Origin of the sequence: Caballeronia sp. TF1N1 (assembly GCF_022878925.1) — a bacterium.
GTDB lineage: Bacteria > Pseudomonadota > Gammaproteobacteria > Burkholderiales > Burkholderiaceae > Caballeronia.
In genome coordinates, this window is record NZ_CP084626.1 from 528,117 (window position 1) to 552,200 (window position 24,084).

Annotated in this window: 14 protein-coding genes and 2 pseudogenes; 12 read left to right on the forward strand and 4 right to left on the reverse strand. The window is 61.7% G+C overall.

The window, feature by feature from the left end; genetic code table 11:
• The first annotated feature begins 27 nt into the window (after positions 1–27).
• Positions 28–819, forward strand: coding sequence for a CoxG family protein (locus LDZ28_RS02480; RefSeq protein WP_244827158.1), 792 nt, complete (start codon positions 28–30; stop codon positions 817–819).
• On the opposite strand, the gene LDZ28_RS02485 is transcribed toward LDZ28_RS02480, so the two are convergent.
• Entirely contained in the window at positions 766–1,482 is a 717-nt protein-coding gene (locus tag LDZ28_RS02485) for a TetR family transcriptional regulator (RefSeq protein WP_244827159.1), read from the reverse strand. The genes LDZ28_RS02480 and LDZ28_RS02485 overlap by 54 nt on opposite strands.
• 449 nt (positions 1,483–1,931) lie before the next feature.
• Here LDZ28_RS02485 and LDZ28_RS02490 point away from each other — a divergent pair, with 449 nt between their 5' ends.
• Genes LDZ28_RS02490 through LDZ28_RS02500 form a run of 3 tightly spaced genes read left to right on the forward strand, consistent with a single transcriptional unit; the run spans position 1,932 to position 7,983 of the window.
• Positions 1,932–3,251 (forward strand): efflux RND transporter periplasmic adaptor subunit, encoded by a 1,320-nt coding sequence (locus LDZ28_RS02490; RefSeq protein WP_244827160.1) that lies wholly within the window; start codon positions 1,932–1,934, stop codon positions 3,249–3,251.
• A gap of 18 nt (positions 3,252–3,269) precedes the next feature.
• Complete coding sequence (locus LDZ28_RS02495; RefSeq protein ID WP_244827161.1) at positions 3,270–6,458, forward strand: efflux RND transporter permease subunit; 3,189 nt, start codon at positions 3,270–3,272, stop codon at positions 6,456–6,458.
• Position 6,459: 1 nt separating this feature from the next.
• Positions 6,460–7,983 carry an efflux transporter outer membrane subunit gene (locus tag LDZ28_RS02500; protein ID WP_244827162.1) on the forward strand — a complete coding sequence of 508 codons (1,524 nt, stop codon included), beginning with the start codon at positions 6,460–6,462 and terminating at the stop codon, positions 7,981–7,983.
• Between the two features lie 184 nt (positions 7,984–8,167).
• On the opposite strand, the gene LDZ28_RS02505 is transcribed toward LDZ28_RS02500, so the two are convergent.
• The gene (locus LDZ28_RS02505; protein ID WP_244827163.1) at positions 8,168–9,547 is read right to left on the reverse strand and encodes a nucleobase:cation symporter-2 family protein; all 1,380 of its coding nucleotides are present in this window, start codon (positions 9,545–9,547) and stop codon (positions 8,168–8,170) included.
• A gap of 335 nt (positions 9,548–9,882) precedes the next feature.
• Between LDZ28_RS02505 and LDZ28_RS02510 the strand changes: the two genes are divergently transcribed.
• The 5 genes and pseudogenes from LDZ28_RS02510 to vgrG form a co-directional block, all read left to right on the forward strand.
• Entirely contained in the window at positions 9,883–11,295 is a 1,413-nt protein-coding gene (locus LDZ28_RS02510; RefSeq protein ID WP_244827164.1) for a xylulokinase, read from the forward strand.
• Positions 11,296–11,471: 176 nt separating this feature from the next.
• Entirely contained in the window at positions 11,472–12,686 is a 1,215-nt protein-coding gene (locus tag LDZ28_RS02515) for an AGE family epimerase/isomerase (RefSeq protein WP_244827165.1), read from the forward strand.
• A gap of 32 nt (positions 12,687–12,718) precedes the next feature.
• Positions 12,719–13,825 (forward strand): S-(hydroxymethyl)glutathione dehydrogenase/class III alcohol dehydrogenase, encoded by a 1,107-nt coding sequence (locus tag LDZ28_RS02520; RefSeq protein ID WP_244827166.1) that lies wholly within the window; start codon positions 12,719–12,721, stop codon positions 13,823–13,825.
• Between the two features lie 14 nt (positions 13,826–13,839).
• Positions 13,840–14,691 carry an S-formylglutathione hydrolase gene (gene fghA, locus LDZ28_RS02525; RefSeq protein WP_244827167.1) on the forward strand — a complete coding sequence of 284 codons (852 nt, stop codon included), beginning with the start codon at positions 13,840–13,842 and terminating at the stop codon, positions 14,689–14,691.
• Between the two features lie 777 nt (positions 14,692–15,468).
• Positions 15,469–18,399, forward strand: a pseudogene (gene vgrG / locus LDZ28_RS02530) (type VI secretion system tip protein VgrG); the annotation flags it as partial.
• 55 nt (positions 18,400–18,454) lie between these two features.
• Here vgrG and LDZ28_RS02535 read toward each other — a convergent pair.
• Positions 18,455–19,012 carry an ImcF-related family protein gene (locus tag LDZ28_RS02535; RefSeq protein ID WP_244827168.1) on the reverse strand — a complete coding sequence of 186 codons (558 nt, stop codon included), beginning with the start codon at positions 19,010–19,012 and terminating at the stop codon, positions 18,455–18,457.
• Here LDZ28_RS02535 and LDZ28_RS02540 point away from each other — a divergent pair.
• Both LDZ28_RS02540 and tssF read left to right on the forward strand, forming a co-directional pair.
• Entirely contained in the window at positions 19,000–20,181 is a 1,182-nt protein-coding gene (locus tag LDZ28_RS02540) for a type VI secretion IcmF C-terminal domain-containing protein (protein WP_244827169.1), read from the forward strand. The two genes, LDZ28_RS02535 and LDZ28_RS02540, sit on opposite strands and share 13 nt — an antisense overlap.
• Before the next feature lie 14 nt (positions 20,182–20,195).
• Complete coding sequence (tssF, locus tag LDZ28_RS02545; protein ID WP_244827170.1) at positions 20,196–22,067, forward strand: type VI secretion system baseplate subunit TssF; 1,872 nt, start codon at positions 20,196–20,198, stop codon at positions 22,065–22,067.
• 5 nt (positions 22,068–22,072) lie between these two features.
• On the opposite strand, the gene LDZ28_RS02550 is transcribed toward tssF, so the two are convergent.
• Positions 22,073–23,344 carry an IS256 family transposase gene (locus LDZ28_RS02550; RefSeq protein WP_370652123.1) on the reverse strand — a complete coding sequence of 424 codons (1,272 nt, stop codon included), beginning with the start codon at positions 23,342–23,344 and terminating at the stop codon, positions 22,073–22,075.
• A gap of 112 nt (positions 23,345–23,456) precedes the next feature.
• Here LDZ28_RS02550 and LDZ28_RS02555 point away from each other — a divergent pair.
• Positions 23,457–23,984 (forward strand): annotated as a pseudogene (locus LDZ28_RS02555) (type VI secretion system baseplate subunit TssG); the annotation flags it as partial.
• Between the last annotated feature and the right edge of the window lie 100 nt (positions 23,985–24,084).

Genomic DNA, 24,084 nt, shown 5'->3' on the forward strand with positions numbered 1-24,084 from the left:
GAACGCGGTCCTTGCCCGGAGAAGCGGATGGAAGTTACCGAAGCGTTGCGCGTTCCGCTCGATCCGGCGCATGTGAAGGCGGCGTTGAGCGATCTCACGCTGTTGCGCGCGAGTCTCGATAATTGCGAGTCCTTTACGCTCACGCCGAGCGGCGAGTACGTGTTGACGCTCGTCATGCCGATCGGCGCCTTGCGCGCGCGTTACGAAATTCGCGCGCACATCGCTCGTCGCAGGCGTCTGGCGCAGGCCGACGAAAGTCAAGAAATCGACGACGACACCAGCACGCTCAGTTTCAAGGCGCGCGGCGAAGGCGTGGGTTCGTTGCGCGGTCAGATAGCCGTCGCGGTGAACGCGGAGGACGGCGGCGCGGACACGTGGATCGAATATACGGTCTGGGCGACGGTTTCGGGGCCGCTCGCCGCGTTGCCGCCACGGCAGATCGAAAACGCGCTGCACGAAGCAGCCGACGACTTTTTCGCCGAATTCTGCGAAGTCGTGCGGGCGAAATACGGTTTGCCATCGGCGCGTGCGGAACAGGAAGCCGTGCCGCGCCGGCATCTCTTCTTGCGACCGGGTTCGATGTCGGCGGCGTTCTCGCGTCGCGGCGGCGCGACCGCTCGCGCGATGGGCGGAACCTCCGTCGATGGCGCCGCGACCAATGTGCTGCGTCATCGTCTGGCCGCGCATGGCCTCGTGCGCCGTAGTCGCGATGGCGCGGGCGCCCCGCGCGTGTTCGGTCTGCCCGCCTGGGCGTGGCTCGCGATGCTAGTTTGCGTCGGACTCTTTGTGTTCTTCGCAGAGTACGTTGGCCTGCAATGAGGCGGGCATCGAACGCTCGGGGTATCCGGCGTTCTTGAGCAAAGCCGGACTGCACCGCAAGGCGTCGAAGCAGGCATCGATGACGGCTTCGGAGTCGTGTTCCGGATCGACGCTTCCAGGCAGCATCAGCGAATCGTGCAGGATGCCGGTGAAAAGCCCGTGCAACAGCGTGGTGGCGCGTCGCGTGTCGAGCGCCGCCGGCAGTTGCTTCTTTTCGATGGCATTACGCAGCGCACGCTCGATGCGCTCCATGCCGTCGCGCATGTTGTTCTGATGGCGCTCGCGCACCGGTCCCATTTCCTCGACGAACTCGCACTTCAAAAACAGAATGTCGAAGACGCGGCGGCGCTGTTCATCGGCCGTGATGCTGCGCATGCACCAGATGAAGATTTCGCGGATGCGCGCAAGCGGGTCGGGCTCCTTGCCGTCGAGCGTCGCTTCCACGAGTTCGTCGAGCGGAAGAAGACTGCGGTCGAACATGGCGTTGAAGAGGTCGCCCTTGTTGGCGAAATGCCAGTAAATCGCGCCGCGCGTGACGCCCGCGGCGTGCGCGATATCCGCGAGCGTCGTTCGCGACACGCCTTTTTCGTAAAAGACGCGCTCCGCCGCGTCGAGGATGCGGTTGCGTGTCTCCTGTGCTTCTTCCTTGGTTCGTCTGACCATATCCTGCGGCCGCTTGCCGTCTGCTCCTGCTTTTTTGCCTGCTCGACCAGCCTCGGAGGACTGTTTGTCGAAAATTTGTCAAACGTAATCGATTCCGGCGGGGCGTTTTCGCTCCGTCAATCTGACAGATCGTCGGTCTGGTTTTATACATGCATTCGTGAATGTATATACAATACCACCCGTCGACCGATAGCCCAAGCTGCAGAGGGCGAGTACTATCCGACCAAGCTTTCATTTCGATTGCCCGTTCTGGCCGTCCTCTTGGCCATCGGCGGCGCTTGCACAGCGCCGCGCACGGGCGGAGAAAGCCGGCCACTGGCCGGACGTTGCGCTCACTGGTCTCACTGCTTGGTTATTGGTCAGCGTCTTGCGACGCTTGTGCGCGGCATCGCCCGGGGAAGGCCGTCGCGCACCCAACTTCACTCTCAGTCTTAGACAGAGGTCGCTCCATGCGCGTCGAACGGGTTCCATTCCGCTTAATCACCGCCGCGACGGCTGCCGTTTTCCTGGCTGCCTGCGGACAAAAACAGTCAGCACCTCCGCCACAAACGCCCGAAGTGGGCATCGTCACCGTGCAGCCGACCAGCGTGCCGGTCATCGCCGAATTGCCGGGCCGCACGAACGCGTTCCTGGTCGCGCAAGTGCGCGCGCGGGTGGATGGAATCGTCCTGCGCCGTGAGTTCGTCGAAGGCGCGGAAGTCAAGCAAGGTCAGCGTCTGTACAAGATCGACCCGGCGCCGTATATCGCCGCACTGAACAACGCCAAGGCGACGCTCGCCAAGGCGCAGGCGAATGTCGCGTCGCAGAACGCCTTGACCGGGCGCTACAAGGTGCTGGTCGCGGCCAACGCGGTGAGCAAGCAGGACTACGACAACGCCGTGGCCGCGCAAGGCCAGGCCGTCGCCGATGTCGCCGCGGGCAAGGCCGCCGTCGATACCGCGCAGATCAACCTCGGCTACACCGACGTGGTCTCGCCGATCACCGGCCGCACGGGTCTGTCGCAAGTCACGCCGGGCGCGTATGTACAGGCGAGCGCGGCGACGCTGCTCACCACTGTGCAGCAGCTCGACCCGATCTACGTCGATCTGACGCAATCGAGCGTCGATGGCCTCAAGCTGCGTCGTCAGATTCAGGACGGGCGTCTGCAGACTCAGGGCATCCACGCGGCGAAGGTGTCGCTGGTGCTGGAAGACGGTCGCGTCTATCCGGAGCAGGGCAAGCTGCAGTTTTCCGATGTGAGCGTCGACCAAAGCACGGGTTCGGTCACCGTCCGCGCGATCTTCGACAACAAGGATCGCGTGCTGCTGCCGGGCATGTTCGTGCGGGCGCGTATCGAGGAAGGCACGAACGACAAGGCGCTCGTCGTGCCGCAAATCGGCATCACGCATGACCAGAAGGGCCAGCCGACCGCGCTCGTCGTCAACAAGGACGACAAGGTCGAACTGCGTCAACTCGTTACCGGTGGCACGTTCGGCAACAACTGGGTGGTCGACAGTGGCCTGAATCCGGGCGACCGCGTGATCGTGAACGGCGTGGAAAAGGCGAAGCCCGGTATGCAAGTGAAGCCGGTCGCGGCGCAACTGCCCGCACAGCCGGCCTCGGGCGCGGCGGCCGGTCAGGCGCCGGCGGCATCCGGCGCGGGCGCGACACCCGACAACGCCAACAGCGCGAGCGGCGCCACGGGCCCGAGCGCAGCCGCGCCGGGCGCAGCTTCGGGCAACGCATCCGGCGCGCAAGCGGCGCCGGCATCTGCCGCATCGGGCGCGTAATAACAGGGAGCCTGTTTCATGGCAAAGTTTTTTATCGATCGCCCGATTTTTGCGTGGGTGATCGCGATTATCTTGATGCTGGCGGGCATGGCGTCGATCTTCACGCTGCCTATTGCGCAGTATCCGACGATCGCGCCGCCTGCCATCCAGATCAGCGCGACGTATCCGGGCGCATCCGCGAGCACGGTCGAAAACACGGTGACGCAGGTGATCGAGCAGCAGATGAGCGGCCTCGATCACTTGTTGTATCTGTCCTCGACCAGTGACGACTCGGGTACGGCCACCATCACGCTGACGTTCGCGGCGGGCACGAATCCGGACATCGCGCAGGTGCAGGTGCAGAACAAGCTGCAGCTCGCGACGCCATTGCTGCCGCAGGTCGTGCAGCAGCTCGGTACGAAGGTCACGAAGTCGAGCAGCAGCTTTTTGCTAGTGCTTGCGTTCGTGTCCCAGGACGGAAGCATGAACAAGTACGACCTCGCGAATTACGTGGCGTCGAAAATTCAGGACCCGCTTTCGCGTATCGATGGTGTGGGTACGGTCACGCTGTTCGGCTCGCAGTACGCCATGCGTATCTGGCTCGATGCGACCAAGCTCACCAACTACAGTCTGACGCCGGTCGACGTGCAGACCGCCATCACCGCGCAGAACGTGCAGGTGGCGGCGGGCTCGCTCGGCGGCACGCCGGCGGTTCCGGGGCAGATGTTGCAGGCGACCATCACGCAAGCGACGCTTCTGCAAACACCCGAGCAGTTCGGCAACATTCTGCTGAAGGTGAATCAGGATGGTTCGCAGGTGCGCCTGAAGGACGTGGCGCGTATCGATCTGGGTGGCGAAAACTATAACTTCGACACCAAGTACAACGGTGCGCCGACGGCCGGTTTCGGTATCCAGCTCGCAACGGGCGCGAACGCGCTCAACACCGCGAAGCTCGTGCGCCAGAAGGTCGACGAACTGTCGAAGTACTTCCCGAACGGGCTGGTCGTGAAGTATCCGTACGACACCACGCCGTTCGTGCGGCTTTCGATCGAGGAAGTGGTCAAGACCCTGATCGAAGGTATCGTGCTGGTGTTCCTCGTGATGTATCTGTTCCTGCAGAACTTGCGGGCGACGCTCATCCCGACGATCGCCGTGCCGGTCGTGTTGCTCGGCACGTTCGCGATCATGTCGGCGGTCGGGTTCTCCATCAACGTGCTGTCGATGTTCGGCCTCGTGCTTGCCATCGGCTTGCTGGTGGACGATGCCATCGTGGTGGTGGAAAACGTCGAGCGGGTGATGTCCGAGGAGCACTTGTCTCCACGGGACGCAACCCGCAAGGCGATGGACCAGATCACGGGCGCGCTGGTGGGCGTGGCGCTCGTGCTGTCGGCGGTGTTCGTGCCGGTGGCGTTTTCGGGCGGTTCGGTCGGCGCCATTTACCGGCAGTTCTCGCTCACCATCGTGGCGGCCATGGTGCTGTCCGTGATGGTCGCGCTGGTGCTCACGCCGGCGCTGTGCGCGACCATTCTGAAGCCGCATCCGGAAGGGCATCAGCCCGAGAAGAAGGGTTTCTTCGGCTGGTTCAACCGCAACTTCAACAAGAGCCAGGACAAGTACCACAAGGGCGTGCAGCACGTGATCCGGCGCTCGGGGCGCTGGCTCATCATCTATCTGGTCGTGATCGTGGCAGTGGGCATGCTGTTCCTGCGCCTGCCGAAGTCGTTCCTTCCCGATGAAGACCAGGGCACGATGTTCGTGCTCGTGCAGGCGCCGTCCGGCTCGACGCAGGAATACACGGCCGGTGTGCTCGCCGACGTGCAGAACTACCTGCTGAACGACGAGAAGGCGATCGTCGAATCCGTCTTCACGGTGAACGGCTTTTCGTTCGCGGGTCGCGGCCAGAACTCCGGTCTCGTGTTCGTGCGGATGAAGGACTACGCGCAGCGTCAAGCGAGCAACGACAAGGTGCAGGCGCTGGTCGGCCGGATGTTCATGCACTTCGCGCCCTACAAGAACGCGATGATCTTCCCGGTCAATCCACCGTCGATTCCGGAACTCGGCACCGCGTCGGGCTTTGACTTCGAGTTGGAGGATCGCGCCGGCGTGGGGCACGCGAAGCTGATGGAAGCGCGCAACATGCTGCTCGGCATGGCGTCGAAAGACCCGGTGCTCGCGCAGGTGCGTCCGAACGGCCTGAACGACACGCCGCAGTTCAAGGTGAACATCGACCGCGAGAAGGCGAATGCGCTCGGCGTCTCCATCTCCGATATCGACCAGACTTTCTCGATCGCGTGGGCGTCGCAGTACGTGAACAACTTCCTCGACGTGGATAACCGGATCAAGAAGGTGTACGTGCAGTCCGAGCCGCGCTTCCGTATGTCGCCGGAAGACATCGGCAAGTGGTATGTGCGTAACACCTCGGGCACGATGGTGCCGTTCTCGGCCTTTGCGACCACCGACTGGATCTACGGTTCGCCGAAGCTCGAGCGCTACAACGGTATCTCGGCGGTGGAAATCCAGGGTGCGGCCGCGCCTGGCAAATCGACCGGTCAGGCCATGACGGCCATCGAAGCCATCGCGGCGAAGTTGCCGGCGGGTATTGGCTACGAATGGACGGGGCTGTCGTATCAGGAACGTCAGTCGGGTTCGCAGGCGCCTATTCTGTACGGCATCTCGATTCTCGTCGTGTTCCTGTGTCTCGCGGCGCTGTACGAAAGCTGGTCGATTCCGTTCTCGGTCATCATGGTCGTGCCGCTCGGCGTGCTCGGCGCGCTGCTCGCGGCGACGCTGCGCGGTCTGGAAAACGACGTGTTCTTCCAGGTCGGCCTGTTGACTACGGTGGGTTTGTCCGCGAAGAACGCCATTCTGATCGTCGAGTTTGCGCGTGAGTTGCGCATGCAGGGCATGTCGACGGTGGAAGCCGCGATGGAAGCGGCGCGTCTGCGGCTGCGTCCGATTCTGATGACGTCGCTCGCGTTCATTCTCGGCGTGATGCCGCTTGCCATCAGTAACGGCGCGGGTTCGGCGAGCCAGCACGCGATCGGCACCGGCGTGATCGGCGGGATGCTGACCGCGACCTTCCTTGCGATCTTCATGATCCCGATGTTCTTCGTCGTGATCAGCAAGTTCAGCAAGAGCAAGGACATGCCGGCACCGGGTTCGTCCGGCGGCGATATCGAAGGTCCGCATGGCGGCGCGCCCGCGGGCTCTGGCAAGGAAGGACATTGAAATGCTAAAACTTTCGTTGATCGCAGCCGCCGTGGCTTTCGTGGCCACGGGCTGCACCTTCGAGCCGAAGTACGACCGGCCGGCCGCGCCCGTCACGCAGACGTTCCCGGAAGGCGGCGTGTACGCCACGCAGCCGACTGCTGAAGGCGCGGCAGACAAGAGCCGCAGCGCGAGCGGGCAGACCGCGCCGGATATCGGCTGGCGCGACTTCTTCGCCGATGCGCGTCTGCAGCGTATTGTCGAACTCGCGCTCAAGAACAATCGCGATCTGCGCGTGTCGATGCTCAACGTCGATGCGGCGCGCGCGCAGTATCAGATCACGCGCGCGGGCCTCTTCCCGACGCTCGATGCGGTTGGCTCGCAAAGCAAGCAGCGCACGCCGCGCAACCTGTCGTTCTTCGACCAGACCATCTCGAACACGTATTCGGTGGGCGTGAATGCGTCGTGGGAAATCGACTTCTTCGGGCGGATTCGCAGCCTGAAGGATCAGGCGCTCGCGCAGTATTTCTCGCTCGCGGAAACGCGCAAGGCGGCGGAAATCTCGCTGGTGTCTTCGGTGGCGGACCAGTATCTGACCATGCTTGCCTACGACGATCTGCTCACCGTCACGCAGAACACGCTGAAGACGGCGCAGGAGTCGTATCGCATCACCAAGCTGCAGTTCGACAACGGTACGGGTTCGGAACTCGATCTGCGTCAGGCCGAGGGCGTGGTGCAACAGGCGCAGGCGAATCTGCAGTCGCAGGCGCGTCTGCGCGCGCAAGCGGAAAACGGTCTCGTGCTTCTCGTGGGCGAACCGTTACCGGACGATCTGCCGGGTGGCATGCCGCTGGATGCGCAGGACTTGCTCGCCGACATTCCGGCGGGTCTGCCTTCCGACCTCCTCACGCGCCGTCCCGATATCGCGGCGGCCGAGCAGAGCTTGCTTGCGGCCAATGCGAACATCGGCGCGGCGCGGGCCGCGTTCTTTCCGCGCATTTCGTTGACGGGCAGTTTCGGTACGCTCTCGCCCACGCTTGGCGGATTGTTCAAGCCGGGTTCGGCGGCGTGGTCGTTCGCACCGCAGATCAGCGTGCCAATCTTCGAGGGCGGCACGAACGTCGCCAATCTGGATCTGGCGAACGTGCAGAAGCGCATCGAGATTGCCAACTACGAGAAGGCCATTCAGACGGCGTTCCGCGAAGTGGCCGACGGTCTCGCCGCGCGCGGCACGTACGACGAGCAGATTCGCTCCCTGCAACGCTTCGTGAGTTCGCAGAGCCGGCGGCTGGAGTTGTCGGACCTGCGCTATCGCAATGGCGTGGACAGCTATCTCGCTGTTCTGACCGCGCAGACCTCGTTGTATGACGCGCAGCAGACGCTCATCAGCGCGCGTTTGAACCGCCTGACCAACCTCGTCGATCTGTATCAGTATCTCGGCGGCGGATGGATCGAGCATTCCGGCGATTCCCCGCGTCCGGCCGACACTCCCACGGATTTCGGCTCGGCTACTCCGCCGAAGGCAGCATCCGACGCGGCGAGTTGACGGTTCGATTCACCGATGTCAGATGTGAGAAAGCCCGGCCACGTGTCGGGCTTTTTTTTCGCCTGTTGCCTGTTGCCATTTGCCAGTTGCCTGTAGCTCAACAATCAAACGCGATCGCAGCGCCGAAAAAAAACGCCGCGGGATGAACCGCGGCGCTCAACGCAAGCACTACAGGAATCTGCTCTTACTGCGCTTCACTCGCATGAGCCGCGCCGTCGAACTCGTGTGCGGCCTCGCGAATCTCGCGGCGCGCATCGCGCTCCTTGCGCACGCCGTTGAACACGATATTCAGAATCACCGCCGACACCGAAGCCAGCAAGATGCCGCTGTGAAGAATCGGCTCCAGCGCATGCGGCAGTTGCGTGAAGAACTTCGGTGCGACCACCGGCACCATGCCCATACCCACGCTCACCGCGACGATGAACAGGTTGTGATGGTTCGTCGAGAAGTCCACGCGCGACAGCGTCTTGATGCCGTTCGCCGCGACCATGCCGAACATCACGATGCCCGCGCCGCCAAGCACGAACGGCGGCACCGATGCAACGACCTGCGCCATCTTCGGAAAGAGGCCGAGCACGACGAGAATCACGCCACCGGTCGCGCAGACGAAGCGGCTCTTCACGCCCGTCACGCCGATCAGCCCGACGTTTTGCGAGAACGACGTATGCGGGAACGAGTTGAACACGCCGCCGATCAGCGTGCCGAGGCCATCGACACGCAGGCCGCGCACGAGCGCTTTCTGATCCACCGGACGATCGACGAGATCGCCGACCGCGAGAAACATGCCGGTCGACTCGATGAAGGTCACGAACATGACGATGACCATGGTCGCCACCGACAGCGCGTCGAAGTGCGGCAAGCCGAAGTGGAACGGCAGCACGACGCCGACCCACGGGGCGTGCGCGACGCCGTCCATGTTGACGCGGCCGAGCATGGCGGCGATCACGAAGCCCGCGACAATGCCGAGCAGCACCGAAATATTGGCGATGAAGCCGCGCGCGAACTTGTTGATGAGCAGAATCAGCGAAAGCACGACGAGCGACAGCAGCAGATAAACGGGATTGCCGTAGTCGGGATTGCCCACACCGCCCGCCGCCCAGTTGATGCCCACGCCCATCAGCGACAAGCCGATCACCGCGATCACCGTGCCGACCACGACTGGCGGGAAGAAACGCAGGAGCTTGCCGATCATCGGCGCGAGCACGATGCCGATCACGCCGGCCGCGATGGTCGAGCCGAACACATCGAGAATGCCGAGCGAAGGATTGGTGCCGATGGCGACCATCGGGCCGACGGCGGCGAAAGTACAACCCATGATGACCGGCAAGCGGATGCCAAAGATCCAGAGACCGAGCGTCTGGATCAGCGTGGCGACGCCGCATGAAAAGAGATCGGCGCTGATGAGGAACGCGATCTGATCCTTGGACAGATTCATCGCGGCGCCGAGAATCAGCGGCACCGCAACCGCGCCCGCGTACATCACGAGAACGTGCTGGATGCCAAGTGTCAGTAACTGTCCTGTCGGCAAACGCTCGTCCACCGGATGCACCTTGTTCGAAGCCATGTCTCTCTCCTTGTATGCCTTGGCATTTGTGTGGCCTCCACGGTAAGTGCATCAAAATGCGCGAACAAGACCATGGGACGCTATACGCCGCGTTCGCACGCCGATATATATTTAGCGCGCCCGGATCATTTGCGTTTCGCGGAAGTCCTTGCTACAAGGGGTTTGGCGGTTATCGAAGCAGAACCGTCGTGTGACGAAAGGCGGCCATCTTCGTGTGCTCGTTATGATGTTCATGGCGGCGCGCGTATAGTCCGTTTTTCATGCTCGTCGCGTATTGGCGGGGTTAACCCGCGATTTACGCGTTTTCCCTTACTCCTTCCGAAGCACGAAATCCCATGCGTTTCTTAGGCATCGATCTCGGTACGGGTTCGCTGAAACTGGCCATCATCGATGAACGCGGCCACGAGGTCGCCATGACGAGCCGTGCTTATTCGGTCACGAGCGCGCATCCCGGCTGGGCCGAAACTTCCGTCGATACCTGGTACGCCGCGCTCGCCGATGCCGCCGCGCATCTTCCCGTCGACGAACGTCAGGCGGTGCGCACGATCGGCTTCTCCGGTCAAATGCATGGCGTCGTTCCCGCCGATGCCAACGGCCGCGCGTTGCGCCTCGCGATGCTCTGGCCGGACACGCGCGCGAGCCATCTGCTCGATGCGTGGCCCGAGCCGCAGCAAAACCCCGTCGCGCCGGGCATGGCCGGTCCGCTGTTGCGCTGGCTCGTCGCGCATGAAAGCACGCTTGTCACGCAGATGCGCTGGGCGTTGCAGCCGAAGGACTGGCTGCGCGCGCGTCTGGGCGGCGCGTTCGTGACGGATGCATCGGATGCATGCGCCACGGCGCTCGCCGCGCCATCGGGCGAATGGGACGATGCGCTCATCGACAAGCTGGGTTTGCAGCGCGCGTGGTTCGCACCGCTCGCGGCATCGCATGCAACGGCGGGCACGTTGTCGGCGGCAGCGGCGGCGGAACTGGGCCTGCGCGCGGGCATTCCGCTCGCCGTCGGCGCGGGCGATACGCCATGCGCCGCGCTCGGCAGCGGCCTCACCGCCGACGGCGACGCGCTTCTCACCACGGGCACCGGCGGCCAGATCATCGTGATGTGCGACGCCGCGCCCGCACCCGTGCACGGACTGCATACGTATCGCGCGGCGAGCGGCGCGTGGTATCGCATGGCGGCCATGCAGAACGTGGGCGTCGCGCTTGAAGCGGTGCGCGGCTGGCTTGGTTATGCATCGTGGCCGGCCGCTTACGACGACGCCTTCGCCGCCGACCCGAGCGCCTCCGTCACGTTCCTGCCTTACCTGAGCGGCGAGCGCTCGCCGTGGATGAACCCGGCAGCGCGCGGCGGCTGGCTCGGCCTCGGTCTCAACGATTCGCGCGGCACGTTGATGCGCGCCGCCTTCGAAGGCGTGACGTTCGCATTGCGTGCGGGACTCGATGCCATCAGACAGCACGGCACGCCGCTGACATCGTTGCGGCTTGCGGGCGGCGGTTCCATCGATGCACGCTGGCGTCAATTGCTCGCGGATTCCCTGCAAGCCGAACTCCATGCCGTCGAATGCCCGAACGCGGCAACGCGCGGTGCGGCGATGCTCGGCGGCATCGCGGCGGGGCACTTTCGTATCGACGAGATTCACGCGCTCGCGCCATCCGCGACACGGGGCGCGATTCCGCAAACGAACCCCGCACTCGATACGCGGTATGCGCGCTTCATCGATCTGTACCAGCGCGCGCATGACTGGTTTTGAGCGTGGGCGCTCGCGGCATCGGCTACGCAAAGTGCCATGCCTAGAGCGAACCCACGCCGACCCCGCGCCGCGTTTTTCTTTTACCGCTTAAACTTTGCGCTCGACCGAAGTTCGCGCCGTCCGGTTCATGAAGAACCGCTTCATATGAGCTGCCCCTGACCACATCGAAATCAGCCATGTCCGCATCCGCACCGTCGCAACCCACTTTCCGCTCGCGCGAATTCCTGCTCGATCACGCGCTGCACACGATGATCTTCTATCACCCGCACTGCCTCGACCCGAACGGCGGGTTCTATCACTACTACAAGAACAACGGCACGATCTACGACCGCAAGTCGCGGCATCTCGTGTCGAGCACGCGCTTCGTCTTCAACTACGCGATGGCGCACAAGCACTTCGGCCTCGACGAATACCGCGGCGGCGTGAAGCACGGCATCGACTATCTGCGCGAGTTTCACTACAACCCGCAAACGGGCGGCTACGCGTGGACGCTCTCCGGCCGCGACGTCACCGATGCGACGAATCATTGTTATGGCCTTGCGTTCGTCGTGCTTGCGTATGCGAAGGCGATCGAAGCGGGTTTCGACGAAGCACGCGCCTATCTCGACGAAACCTGGCAACTGATGGAGACGCACTTCTGGGACGCCGCCCACGGCTTGTACAAGGACGAAGCGAGCGCCGACTGGAAGGTGTCGGACTATCGCGGCCAGAACGCCAACATGCACACGTGCGAAGCGTTTCTCGCCGCCTTCGAGGCGACCGGCGAAGCGCGCTATCTCGACCGCGCGGCGCTCCTCGCCGACAACATGGTGAACCGTCAGGCAGCGCTTGCGGGCGGGCTCGTGTGGGAGCACTACAAGCCGGACTGGTCTGTCGACTGGGATTACAACAAGGGCGATCGCAGCAACATCTTCAGGCCTTGGGGTTTTCAGCCGGGACATCAGACCGAATGGGCGAAGCTGCTGATGATTCTCGACCGGCATCGTCCGGAAGCGTGGCATGTCACGCGTGCGCGTGAGCTTTTCGATCGCGCGATGGAACTGTCATGGGACGACGAGCACGGCGGCATGGTCTACGGCTTCGATCCCGACGGCAAGTTCTACGACGAGGACAAGTACTTCTGGGTGCAGGCGGAATCGTTCGCGGCCGCGGCCTTGCTCGCGGATCGCGCCGAACGCGATAGCGACAGCGCCGCCGCGACGCGCTACTGGAACGATTACGACCGTTTGTGGACCTATAGCTGGGCGCATTTCGTCGATCACAAGTACGGCGCGTGGTATCGCATCCTCACGCGCGATAACCGCCAGTACAACGACGAGAAAAGTCCCGCCGGCAAGACCGACTATCACACGATGGGCGCATGCTACGAAGCGCTGAACGTGATCCGCTGATTCCTATCAAACGACATAAGGAGCCTTGAACGATGAAGACCAAAGCAGCAATCGCATGGGAAGCAGGCAAGCCGCTCACCATCGAGGAAGTCGATCTCGAAGGCCCGCGCGCGGGCGAAGTGCTGATCGAAGTGAAAGCGACGGGCATTTGCCACACCGACTATTACACGCTCTCGGGCGCCGACCCCGAAGGCCTGTTCCCCGCGATTCTCGGCCACGAAGGCGCAGGCGTGATCGTGGATGTCGGGCCGGGCGTCGGCACGCTGAAGAAGGGCGACCACGTCATTCCGCTCTATACGCCGGAATGCCGTCAGTGCAAATTCTGCCTCTCGCGCAAGACCAATCTCTGTCAGGCAATTCGCGCGACGCAGGGCAAGGGCTTGATGCCCGATGCGACCTCGCGCTTTTCCATCGACGGCAAGCCGCTCTTTCACTACATGGGCACGTCGACGTTTTCGAACTACATCGTGGTGCCGGAGATCGCCGTGGCAAAGGTGCGTGAGGACGCGCCTTTCGACAAGATTTGCTACATCGGCTGCGGCGTGACGACGGGCGTGGGCGCGGTCGTGTATTCGGCGAAGGTCGAGGCGGGCGCGAACGTCGTCGTGTTCGGGCTCGGCGGCATCGGCCTGAACGTGATCCAGGGCGCGAAGATGGTGGGCGCGGACAAGATTATCGGTGTCGATATCAATCCGGGGCGCGTGGAGCTTGCGAAGAAGTTCGGCATGACCCACTTCATCAACCCGAACGAAGTGGAGAACGTGGTCGACCATATCGTGCAACTCACCGATGGCGGCGCGGACTATTCCTTCGAATGCGTGGGCAATGTGAAGCTGATGCGTCAGGCGCTCGAATGCACGCACAAGGGCTGGGGACAGTCGTTCATCATCGGCGTGGCGGCGGCGGGGCAGGAGATCAGCACGCGGCCGTTCCAGCTCGTGACCGGACGCGAATGGAAGGGCTCGGCATTCGGCGGCGCGCGTGGACGCACGGATGTGCCGAAGATCGTCGATTGGTACATGGAAGGCAAGATCAATATCGACGATCTGATTACGCACCATTTGCCGCTTGAACGTATTAACGAAGGCTTCGACCTGATGAAGAAGGGCGAATCCATTCGTTCCGTCGTGATCTATTGAGAGAGGATGCAGCCATGCTCGAACTCGTCGAAGAACACCGTTGTTTCGATGGCGTGCAGCGTACTTACCGGCATCAGTCGGACGTGATTGGCCTGCCGATGCGCTTTTCGGTTTTTCTGCCCGCGCAGGCTGCCCATTCGCGCGTGCCGGCATTGTTTTATCTTGCCGGCCTGACTTGTACCGAAGAGACGTTTCCCATCAAGGGCGGTGCGCAACGTTACGCTGCCGAGCATGGCATTGCATTGATTTCGCCGGATACGAGCCCGCGAGGAGCGGGTATTCCGGGCGAATCCGATGCGTGGGATTTTGGCGTTGGCGCGGGTTTTTATGTCGATGCGACGGTGGCGCCTTGGGCCGAGCGGTATCGGATGTATTCGTATGTGACGCAGGAGTTGCGTGAGCTGGTTTTGCGAGAGCTGCCGTTGCGCGAGGACCGGATTGGCATCTTCGGGCACTCGATGGGTGGGCATGGTGCGCTCGTGCTCGCGTTGCGTAATCCTGATCTTTATCGCTCGGTGTCGGCGTTTGCGCCAATTGCCGCGCCGTCTTTGTGTCCCTGGGGCGTTAAGGCTTTCTCCGGATATCTTGGTGATAATCGCGAAGCGTGGAAGCTATACGATGCCAGCGAACTCGTTATTGGCGATGCGGCTTCGCGTTTCGATGGCGGGATCTTGATCGATCAAGGACTTGCGGATCAGTTTCTCGACGGGCAGCTTTTTCCGGATGTTTTCGAGCGGAATGCTCGGGAGGCGGGGCATCGAGGGGTCGTCTTGCGTAAGCACGATGGGTACGATCATGGGTACTTTTTTATTTCCACGTTCGTGGGGGAGCATGTTGCGCATCATGCGCGAGTTTTGTGTAAGTGATTTTTTTGGGTTTCGGCTGACTATGGTTTTTGTATCTGGTTGGGGCGCTTTTTTTCTTCGGGGAAGTTGCTCTGGTTTCTTGCGGTCCTTTGCAGTAGCCGCCTGCCCGGCGGAGGGGTTACTTTCTTTGCTGCTGCAAAGAAAGTAACCAAAGAAAGCAGCTTTGGAACCGGATTCTGAAGCACAACTGGTTCCTCGCTATTTCCCACAAACCCTTTGAGCACTTCCCATTGTTCGCGCTTGTGGTTAATCAATTATTAGGTATGCGGCGTTTATGACTGCGCTGTGTAGTGGTCTAATGAATCCGGACGCTGATTTAGGCGAGAATGGTCGCCATGAAGAGGTGTCTGATGAGCAAGCAACGATGTACGTTTTCCCCGGAGTTCAAACAGCAAGCCGCCGGTCTGGTGTGGTGCGGGCCAATATCGGCAAGCGTGGCCCAAGCATCGAATGTCGCATCGGACAAGTCCGAATGTCGACTGAACCGTTCCAGCACACACGCATATAACTTCTTGAATCTGCGGAATATACAGCGGTTCCTACAGAAACCCGCTCAGTTCATTGCCTAATAGCAGCAGTTTATTGCGTCACAATGGCCCGTGGTCGAAAAAGTAATTTCGTCGTCCTTTCGAACACGAGGCAACGCAAGACATGGCTGCAACCGATTTTCTGACGGCGATCAAAGATCGCAACGCATGGCTTTCCCAGCACCTCTCATTGACTGTCGCAGGACTTAAGGTCCCGGTCCGTCCGCTGGAATACACCATCACGGAAGCGATGAACGATTTGTTCGAACTCGATATCCTCATCTATTCCGACGATCAGACGCTCGATGGCGTCCACTTTCTCGGCAAGAACGTGTCCTTCGTCGTCGAGGAGCGCGCGGCGCTGAAGTACCTCGACACCGCATCGCGTCACGCGCGGACCTTGCACGGCGTAGTCCGTGAATTCACGCACCAGAGTTCAAGCAACGATGGTGCGCAATTCCGTCTGAAGATCGCGCTACGTGTGTCCTTACTCGATCTGACGAAGACGTCAAACGTCTTTTTACAGAAGACGCTCAAGGACATTTTCTACGAGCTATTGGTCGATCGTGAACATCTCTTTCCGCATGATATCGAGTTGAATTTTGAGGGCGTCGATCAGCGCTACGATCAACTGCTGATGCACGAGGAAAGTGTTCTTGAATTTTTCCGACGTCAGTGCTTACGGCATGGGTTGTATTGGTACTTCAGGCACGCTCCGCTCGAGAGTAAAACCCATCGCGATACGCTCGTGGTGGATAACCGTGCGAACGGTTACATGCGTTCGATCGACGTGCCCTACGTCCGTCCCAATGGTCTGGACGGCGAGTTTCACGAAGCGCTGCTGAGCATCAAGCGCAGGCAGACGCTGCTGCCTGAAAGCGTCGAGTTGCGCGATCACAACTATCGGACGCCCAATGCGCCGGTGTCCGCGATCGCGTATGTGGATCGAGGCGACAAAACGCTCCATGGCCAAATCGATCGGAGCAGCGAGCATTTTCATACTCCGGAAGAGGCGCAGGCGCTCACCAAAGTTCGTGCGCAGGACATTGCTTCGAAGCAGGTCATCCACACTGGCACGACGAACATCGCCGGGCTGTATCCGGGCTGGGTGCTGACGACCACCAACCACAAGTTGCCGAAAGCGCCTTATGGTCTGGTGATCGTCAAGCTCAAGACGACGGGTTCGCTCTCCAAGCCGGTTCTGAACGAATTCGAAGCCACGCCTGCGGACAAGATATGGCGGCCCGAGTACGTCCCCGAGCGCGACTGGAAATGGATGAACGGCTCGATCATCGCGACGATCGAATCGAGCGCCGAGGGCAGCCCCTATGCGGATTTAGACGCGCATGGCCGGTATCTGGTCAGGTTTCACTTCCATCGTGGCGCGGGCAAGTCGGGATCGAACAGCATGCGGCTGCGGCTGATGACGCCGTCGGCCTCGCGCGAAGGCGGGTTTCATGCGCCCTTGCTACCCGGAACGGAAGTCAGAATTTTCTTCACAAATTCTGATATCGACAGGCCCTATATAGGGTTCGCCGCCTTCGACTATTCGCACACGAATCACGTTCACGGGCTTGAGGGCTGGAACTCGCGTTCGGTGTGGCGCTCGGCGCTGCTCGCCAACAAGGTGCGCTTCGAGGACTTCAAAGGCCGCGAAGGCGTGAAGCTGGCGACGATCTATCAGAAGTCGTCGGTGAGCATGGGCTATCTGGTGGATAACCAGAAGCAGCTTCGCGGTGAAGGCGTCGAAATTCACACGCAGGGCCACGCGACCATTCACGGATCGAAGGGGCTGTTCTTTTCTGCGGATGCGTTGTCGAGTCCGAATGCGCCGCATCTGGAGATGAACGCCGCGCTGAAGGAACTGCAATCGGCTTTGACGCGCGTCACGTCGCTGGTTCGGGCGACGACGCAGGCGAAGGCCGAGCCTGCTGATCGTGATACGCAGGCAAGCTTGATGGACACGCTCGATCAACTCAAAAGCGCTGGCCTGCTCGCGAGCGCGCCGGGCGGCATGGCCTTCGTGACGCCGCGCTCGGTGCAGCAGGCGGCGGGCGACAACGTGATCGTCAATGCGGGCAAGCACGTCGATATCAGTGCGGTGAGGCGCTTCACGGTCGCTGCGGGCGAATTGATTTCGCTGTGCGCGCAGAAGCTGGGCATGAAGCTGTTCGCAAAAGGCCCGGTGGATACGCAAGCATCGACCAACTTGTTGACGCACGAACTGAGCGTGATCGAAAAGGCGGCAGCGGACGTTGGCGTGGCGCTATTGGGCAACGCGAAGCCGGTTTGGTATCTGGCCGAAATATCGCAGTACCTCGATGTGCGGCGCGAGCAAATCGTGAGCGCATGGCAAACGTTATGTGCATCGAAGTGGCGTCGTGCATCGCTCGCGGGCGTTATGTTTGCGCCGGTCTATGCGACGCCCGCCGTTCCGACGCCAATTCCTGCACACGAGGAAGATGTTGCGCAGGAAGTGGCCGAACGGATTGCGAACAAGACAACAGCGCCGCGTGAGCAACCGCGCGCGCTGCTGCCAATCTGGCGTGAAATCGGCGCACGCGTCGATCCGCGCAAAGGACGGCGTATCGGCTTTTATTGGCCGAACGCGCTGGCGGCTCTGGTGATGATCGGCGCCATCGCCTGGTGCGCGGCGATGACGATCTCGTTCATCGGCAACCGCTCCCTCGTTCAGGATGCGCGCAGTACGGTCGATGCGGCGCTCGCCGTTCAACCGAACACCTCTGCCGCTTTACGCAGGCAACTCGACCTTCAACAGCAAATCGAGAAGCTCGAATACCGCCAGCAGCACGGTGCACCGTGGTATCTGCGCGCGGGCCTGAATCGCAATGACGAATTGTTGGCCGCACTCTGGCAACCGTATTCGACGATCGCCGCACGAAACCTGCGCGATCCGATTGGACGTCACCTCGAAGCATCGCTCACGCAGTTATCGCAAGCCCGCGCCGACGCTTTGCCTAACGCCGACGAGCAACAACGCGATTACGACGCGCTTAAAGCCTATCTGATGCTCGCTGACCCGAAGCACGCCGATGCCGCGTTCCTGTCCAGGCAACTCCCAAGCGCATGGCCCGCAAACCCAGACATGCGCACCGGCGAGTGGCTCGATCTCTCGCAGCGCCTCGCCTCCTTCTATGCCAATCATCTCCGCGCGCATCCCGAATGGCGTCTGAGCGGATCAAGCGATCTCGTCGGCATGGCGCGTAACACGCTGGTCAACCAGATCGGTCTGCAAAACTCCGATGAGCCTTGCGCACCAGCGTGTCGGTCAGCGCCTGCGACGGACGGCCCGCTCCGGCCTGATATTCGACCGACTTCATCAGCGCGATCAACGGTGATGTCTGCGCATCGGTCAGGCGCGTAAGCTGGCTGATCGCTGCACTCAAGTTCGTGGCAGGCTGCCACTGGATGCTGTTGAGCATCGACTGCCACGCGGCGGCGTATTCGGAGAAGTAGCGCGCCCGCAGGCGCAGGCGCACTTCCTCCATGTCCTGCTGCGCTTCGAGCGCCGCACCGGGCACACGTGCGGCGCGTGCATCGGCGAGCACCCAATCGGCGCTGACGCGGCCTTCCTTCGCGGCCTTGTCGATGGCATCGCTCACGATCCCGTCCCACGCGGCGCGCGTATAGACGCCGGGAACCGTCTGCGCCGATGCGAACAGGCCGCGCGCGTCCGCGCCGCTGAGCAGTGTCGGCAAGGTCATATCCGCGTACTTGCCTTTCACCTGCGCGATCACGGATTGATAGAGCGTGTCAGGACATGATCGGTACAAAGACGAACAACCCGAGCGAACCGATCGTCAATCCACTCGACAAACCCTTCGGCCCGCTGCTCGCGCTGATGGGCGATGACGTGATGACAGGCGCCAAAGCCAACAGCAAACCCGGCAGCAGAAACGCAGCCGACTTCAGCGGCGTCAGCCTCGCGCACTTTCTGACAGTCGCCACCACCATGCGCCTAAAGCTGCAACAGATCGCCACCGGCGCGGATGCGCAGGCGATGGCGCGTCAAATGGCGCAGGCCGTGTTTCAGGGCAAGCTCTCCGAACTCACGCAGGCGCGGGACGATGCCGCACTCACCGCCGCGAGCCTCGGCTCGCAATGGTCGGGCTTCGGTGACGCGCTGTTCGCTCGTCCGCTCGATGTGGCATGGCAAACGATTCTGCAACCCGCCGCGGCCAGTCTGAACGACCTGTGGCGCTCGGCAGTGGCCGCACCGTTCGCCAGTTCATTCGACGGCCATTACCCGTTCGCCGACACGGATGCCGACGCGTCCTTCGTCGAACTTGGCCGCTACATCAAGCCCGATACGGGGCTGATCTCGCGCTTCGTGACGACGCAACTCGCCGGTATCTTGCAGCAGCAAGGCAACGCATGGGTCCCGAACGACCTCGCCCCGCAAGCGCTGCAGTTCAATCCCGAGTTCCTGTCGGCGCTGCGCCAGTTATCGACGCTGGGCGCGCAACTCTACACGCAGGGCGATGCGAACTATCGGTTCCAGCTTATGCCGCATCCGACGCCTGAGGTAACGCGCAATGTGCTGACGATCGATGGCACGAAGATCGAGTACTTCAACCAGTTGGAGCAGTACACGTCGATCGTGTGGCCGAGCAACGGTCAGAATGGGCGCACGACGCTGACGTGGGAATCGGATACGGCGGGCACGCGCATCGCGTTCCAGGCGAATGGTGACTGGGCGCTGTTGCGTCTGCTTGGCACCGCCAAAGTAACGCCGCTCGACAGCACAAGCTACGCGTTGACCTTCAATCAGGACAGCGGCTTTACGCTGCACTACGACCTGAAGGCACAGGTTGGCGCGGGACCGCTCGATCTGCTCAAGCTGCGCGGTTTCAAGATGCCGCAGCGCGTGTTTATCGTCGGCAAGGGCGGCGTGGTCGCAGGAACGCCCATGCTGCCGCCACTGCCACCCGAGTTGCAGTAACCCGTTTGAACAGAATGAAGCGCGACACCACCAGCGGCATCGAACCCGACTTCCCGCCATCTCGCCAGGATCAGGACCCAGTTCTGCGCTACTACGAAGCCGAGATGCGCTATCTGCGCGAGTCGGGCCGCGAGTTCGCGCGCGCTCATCCCGACCGCGCCCGCATGCTCAATCTCGATCGCGTCGGTGACCGCGATCCGTACGTCGAACGCTTATACGAAGGCTTCGCGTTCCTCACCGGCCGCTTGCAGCAGAAACTCGACGACGAACTCCCCGAACTGACCGAAGGACTCGTGAGCCTGCTATGGCCGCATTACCTGCGCATGATCCCGTCGCTGTCGATCGTCGAATTGATCCCGCGTATGGAGAAACACGAGCGCACCGAACAAGTGCCCGCAGGCGTAGCGGTCCGATCCAAACCGATTCCGGTGACCCGAGACGCATCGGACGGTATTACGCAGAAGAACGTCCAATGCCTGTATCGCACGACGCAGCCGGTGGACTTGCACCCCGTGCGTCTGGAGCAGGCGGGACCGGGCGTGCGTCACGATGGCCGCTCGATCATCCGGCTCGCCTTCAGACTCGATGCCGCCGCCAAGCGCAACGAAACCGACCTCTCGCGCCTGCGCCTGCACCTGAGTGCCGATCAGCCCGTCGCGTTCGCCATGCACCTCGCGCTCACGCGACACGTGCATGCGATCGACTGGCGTATCCCTGAAGTGCGCGATGGCGAAGCTCTACCGCTCGATGGCGTGACGATCGAACCGGCTGGCTTCTCGCCCGAAGAACGCCTTTGGCCCAAGTCCGACGCGGCGTTCGCGGGCTATCAACTGCTGCTCGAATACTTCACGTTCCGCGAAAAATTCCTGTTCGTCGATATCTGCGGTCTCGACGTGAACGAGCTGCCGGAACGCTCCACGCATTTCGAACTGGACATCGTGCTGAAAGAAACCTATCCGCACGACATGCGCTTCAACAAAGACAACGTGCGGCTGTTCTGCACGCCGGTCATCAATCTGTTCGAACTGGACGCCGAACCGCTCGTGATCGACCATCATGAAACGGAATACCGCGTGATTCCGGCGAGCCATCAGGGCGAGCACATCGAAACCTATTCCGTCGATGGCGTGGTCGGCTTCGATCACGTCACAGCGCAAAGTTTCGAATACGTGCCGTTCTCGACCTTCCGTCATCGCGGCGGCATGATGCGGCACGAGTCGCCCGAGCGCTATTTCCATACGCGCGTGCGCCCCGGCATGGACGGCCTGCATGAGACGTGGCTGATCTTCGGCGGCAACGCATGGGAGTCGTTGGAGGACTTGCCGGAAGAAAGCGTGTCACTGCGCGTGACCGGCACGAATGGCCTGTTGCTGCGCAAGGGCCTGCGTGAAGCACGCATCGACGAAATGGTAGGCGGCGCAGCGGAGCTCGTCGGCGTGAGAAACCTCGTCGCGCCGACGATGCCGCTGTACCCGCCGACCGGCGATCGCTTCCAATGGCGCGTGCTGTCACACCTCGCGCCCAACTTCCTGTCGATGATGAATGCCGAAGTGTTGCGCGGTGCGCTGGCGCTTTACGACTGGACCAATGACGAACTCAATCGCAGGCGGCTGGCGGGCATTCTGTGGGTATCGGAGACGCTGCTCGAAGAGGTGTCGGGCGGGGCCCTAGAGCGTGGCGTGTCGATCGAAGTGACGATCGATTCGCAGGCGTTCTCGGGTGACGGCGATGTGACGTTGTTCGGCGAACTGCTGCATCGGTTCTTCGAGCTTTACGCGGAGATCAACCTGTTCACGAAGCTCGAGGTCATCAGTCTGCCGACGCAGAAGCGCGTCGAATGGCCGCGCAGCAGAACCTGTCCGCATTTTTGTGTGCGAGGCGGTTAGCGGAGTCACCCGCGTGCGTTGGTAAAACGCTCTCCAAACAGGATGGCAAACTGGTTCATCGCGGACGACCAGTCGAACGCCGCGCGTACTGACTTTGCCAGCACGTTGCGCAATGCCAGCCACAGCAGCTTGATGGCGGCCTCGTCATTGGGGAAGTGGCCGCGTGTCTTGATGATCTTGCGTAGTTGCATGTTCAGACTCTCAATGGCGTTGGTGGTGTAGACGACACGGCGTATGTCCGGCGGAAACACGAAAAACGGTGTGACGTTCTCCCACGCCCGTCGCCACGACTGCACGATAGTCGGATACTTCGCACCCCACGGGCCTTCGGCAAAGGCCTCCAGGGCCTGCTGAGCGGCCTGTTCACTCGCGGCGGCATAGACCGGCCGCAGCGCTGCGGCCACGCTCTTGCGGTCCTTGTAGCTGGCGTACTCCAGACTGTTGCGGATCAGATGCACGATGCAGGTCTGCACGGCCGTGCGCGGGTACGCCGTGCCAATCGCCTCAGCCAGTCCCTTCAGGCCGTCGACCACCGCGATCAGGATGTCCTGGCAGCCCCGGGTCTTCAGTTCGTTGAACACTTTCAGCCAGAACTTCGCCCCTTCGGTCTGTTCGATCCACAGGCCGAGCACATCGCGCTGGCCGTCGGCCTGAATGCCCAGCGCCAGATACACCGCCTTGTTGCTCACCACGCCGTCGCCACGGATCTTCACACGCAACGCGTCGAAGAACACCACCGGGTACATCGGCTCAAGCGGACGGCTTTGCCAGGCGAGCGCTTCAGCCATGACTTCGTCGGTGACCGAGCTGATGAAATCGGGCGAAACCTCGGTGCCATAGGCTTCGGCCAGAAACGCCTGGATCTCGCGCACACTCATGCCGCGCGCGTACATGGCGATGATGCGCTCGTCGAAACCGGTAAAACGGCGCTCGTGTTTCGGAATCAGGATGGGTTCAAAACTGCCGTCACGATCACGCGGCAGATCGACCCTGAGCGGGCCATAATCGGTGATGAGCGTCTTGCCGCTGGCGCCGTTACGTTCGTTGTCCTGGCCGTCGGGTTTCGGCTGCCCCGCCAGGTAGCCCAGATGCATCTTCATCTCGGCGCCCATCGCGCGCTCGATGAGTGCCTTGTTGAACGCCAGCATCAGGTCCTGGACCTCGGTGGGCGTCATCGGGCCTTTGACCAGGTCATCCAGCAGACCTTCCGGAAGGGCGGGCAGCGGCCCTCGGGCCGCTGCCTGAGAAGCGACGGTGCGTTTCTTCTTCATCGGCATATCCATAACTTTTACCTCACCTCTCATAATATGCCTCGCCCACAGAATTACGGATAGGTCCGCGCAGCAAGACGTGGCGCTCGCCACTATAAAACCGCGCGATCTGCCCGATATGCAACAGTCGATCGAACCGCTTATCGCGGCTTTGCTCGCACATGCGCCGGCGATGAGCTTCACGCAACTGTGCCGATCGCTTGAGGCAAGCCACCCCGAGATGGCAAACGGCTTTGGCTTTGGCGAGCGAGACACGCACGAGCATGAGCCGGTGCGCTTTGGCTTGCATCCCCGCATGGGTTTCCCTGCGGGCGAGATCGCGCGTGTCGAACTCGATGACTCTAGCGATGGCCCGTACGCTGTTCCATTGCCGCCCGTCGTTCGCACGACTTTCATGGGTCTGTACGGTGTCGATGCCGCGATGCCGAGCCATTACCTCGACGATATCGCGCAACGCGAAGAAGGACACGAAGCGGTCGAAGCGTTCCTCGATCAGTTCCATCAGCGATTCGTGACGCTGCTGTATCGCACATGGAAGAAGTATCGCTATACCGAAACCTTCCGTTACGGCGGAGCCGATACCCATTCGCAAAACCTGCTCTGTCTTGCCGGTTTCGGTTGGGGCAACAAGCCCGCGCGCGCCGGTGAGCGACGGTGTTGGACGGAAAAAGCCGGACTTTCCTTGTAAATCCCTATCCATGAGGGGTTCAGCCTCAAACCCGTCTTTGCTTTGCAAAGAAAGTAAC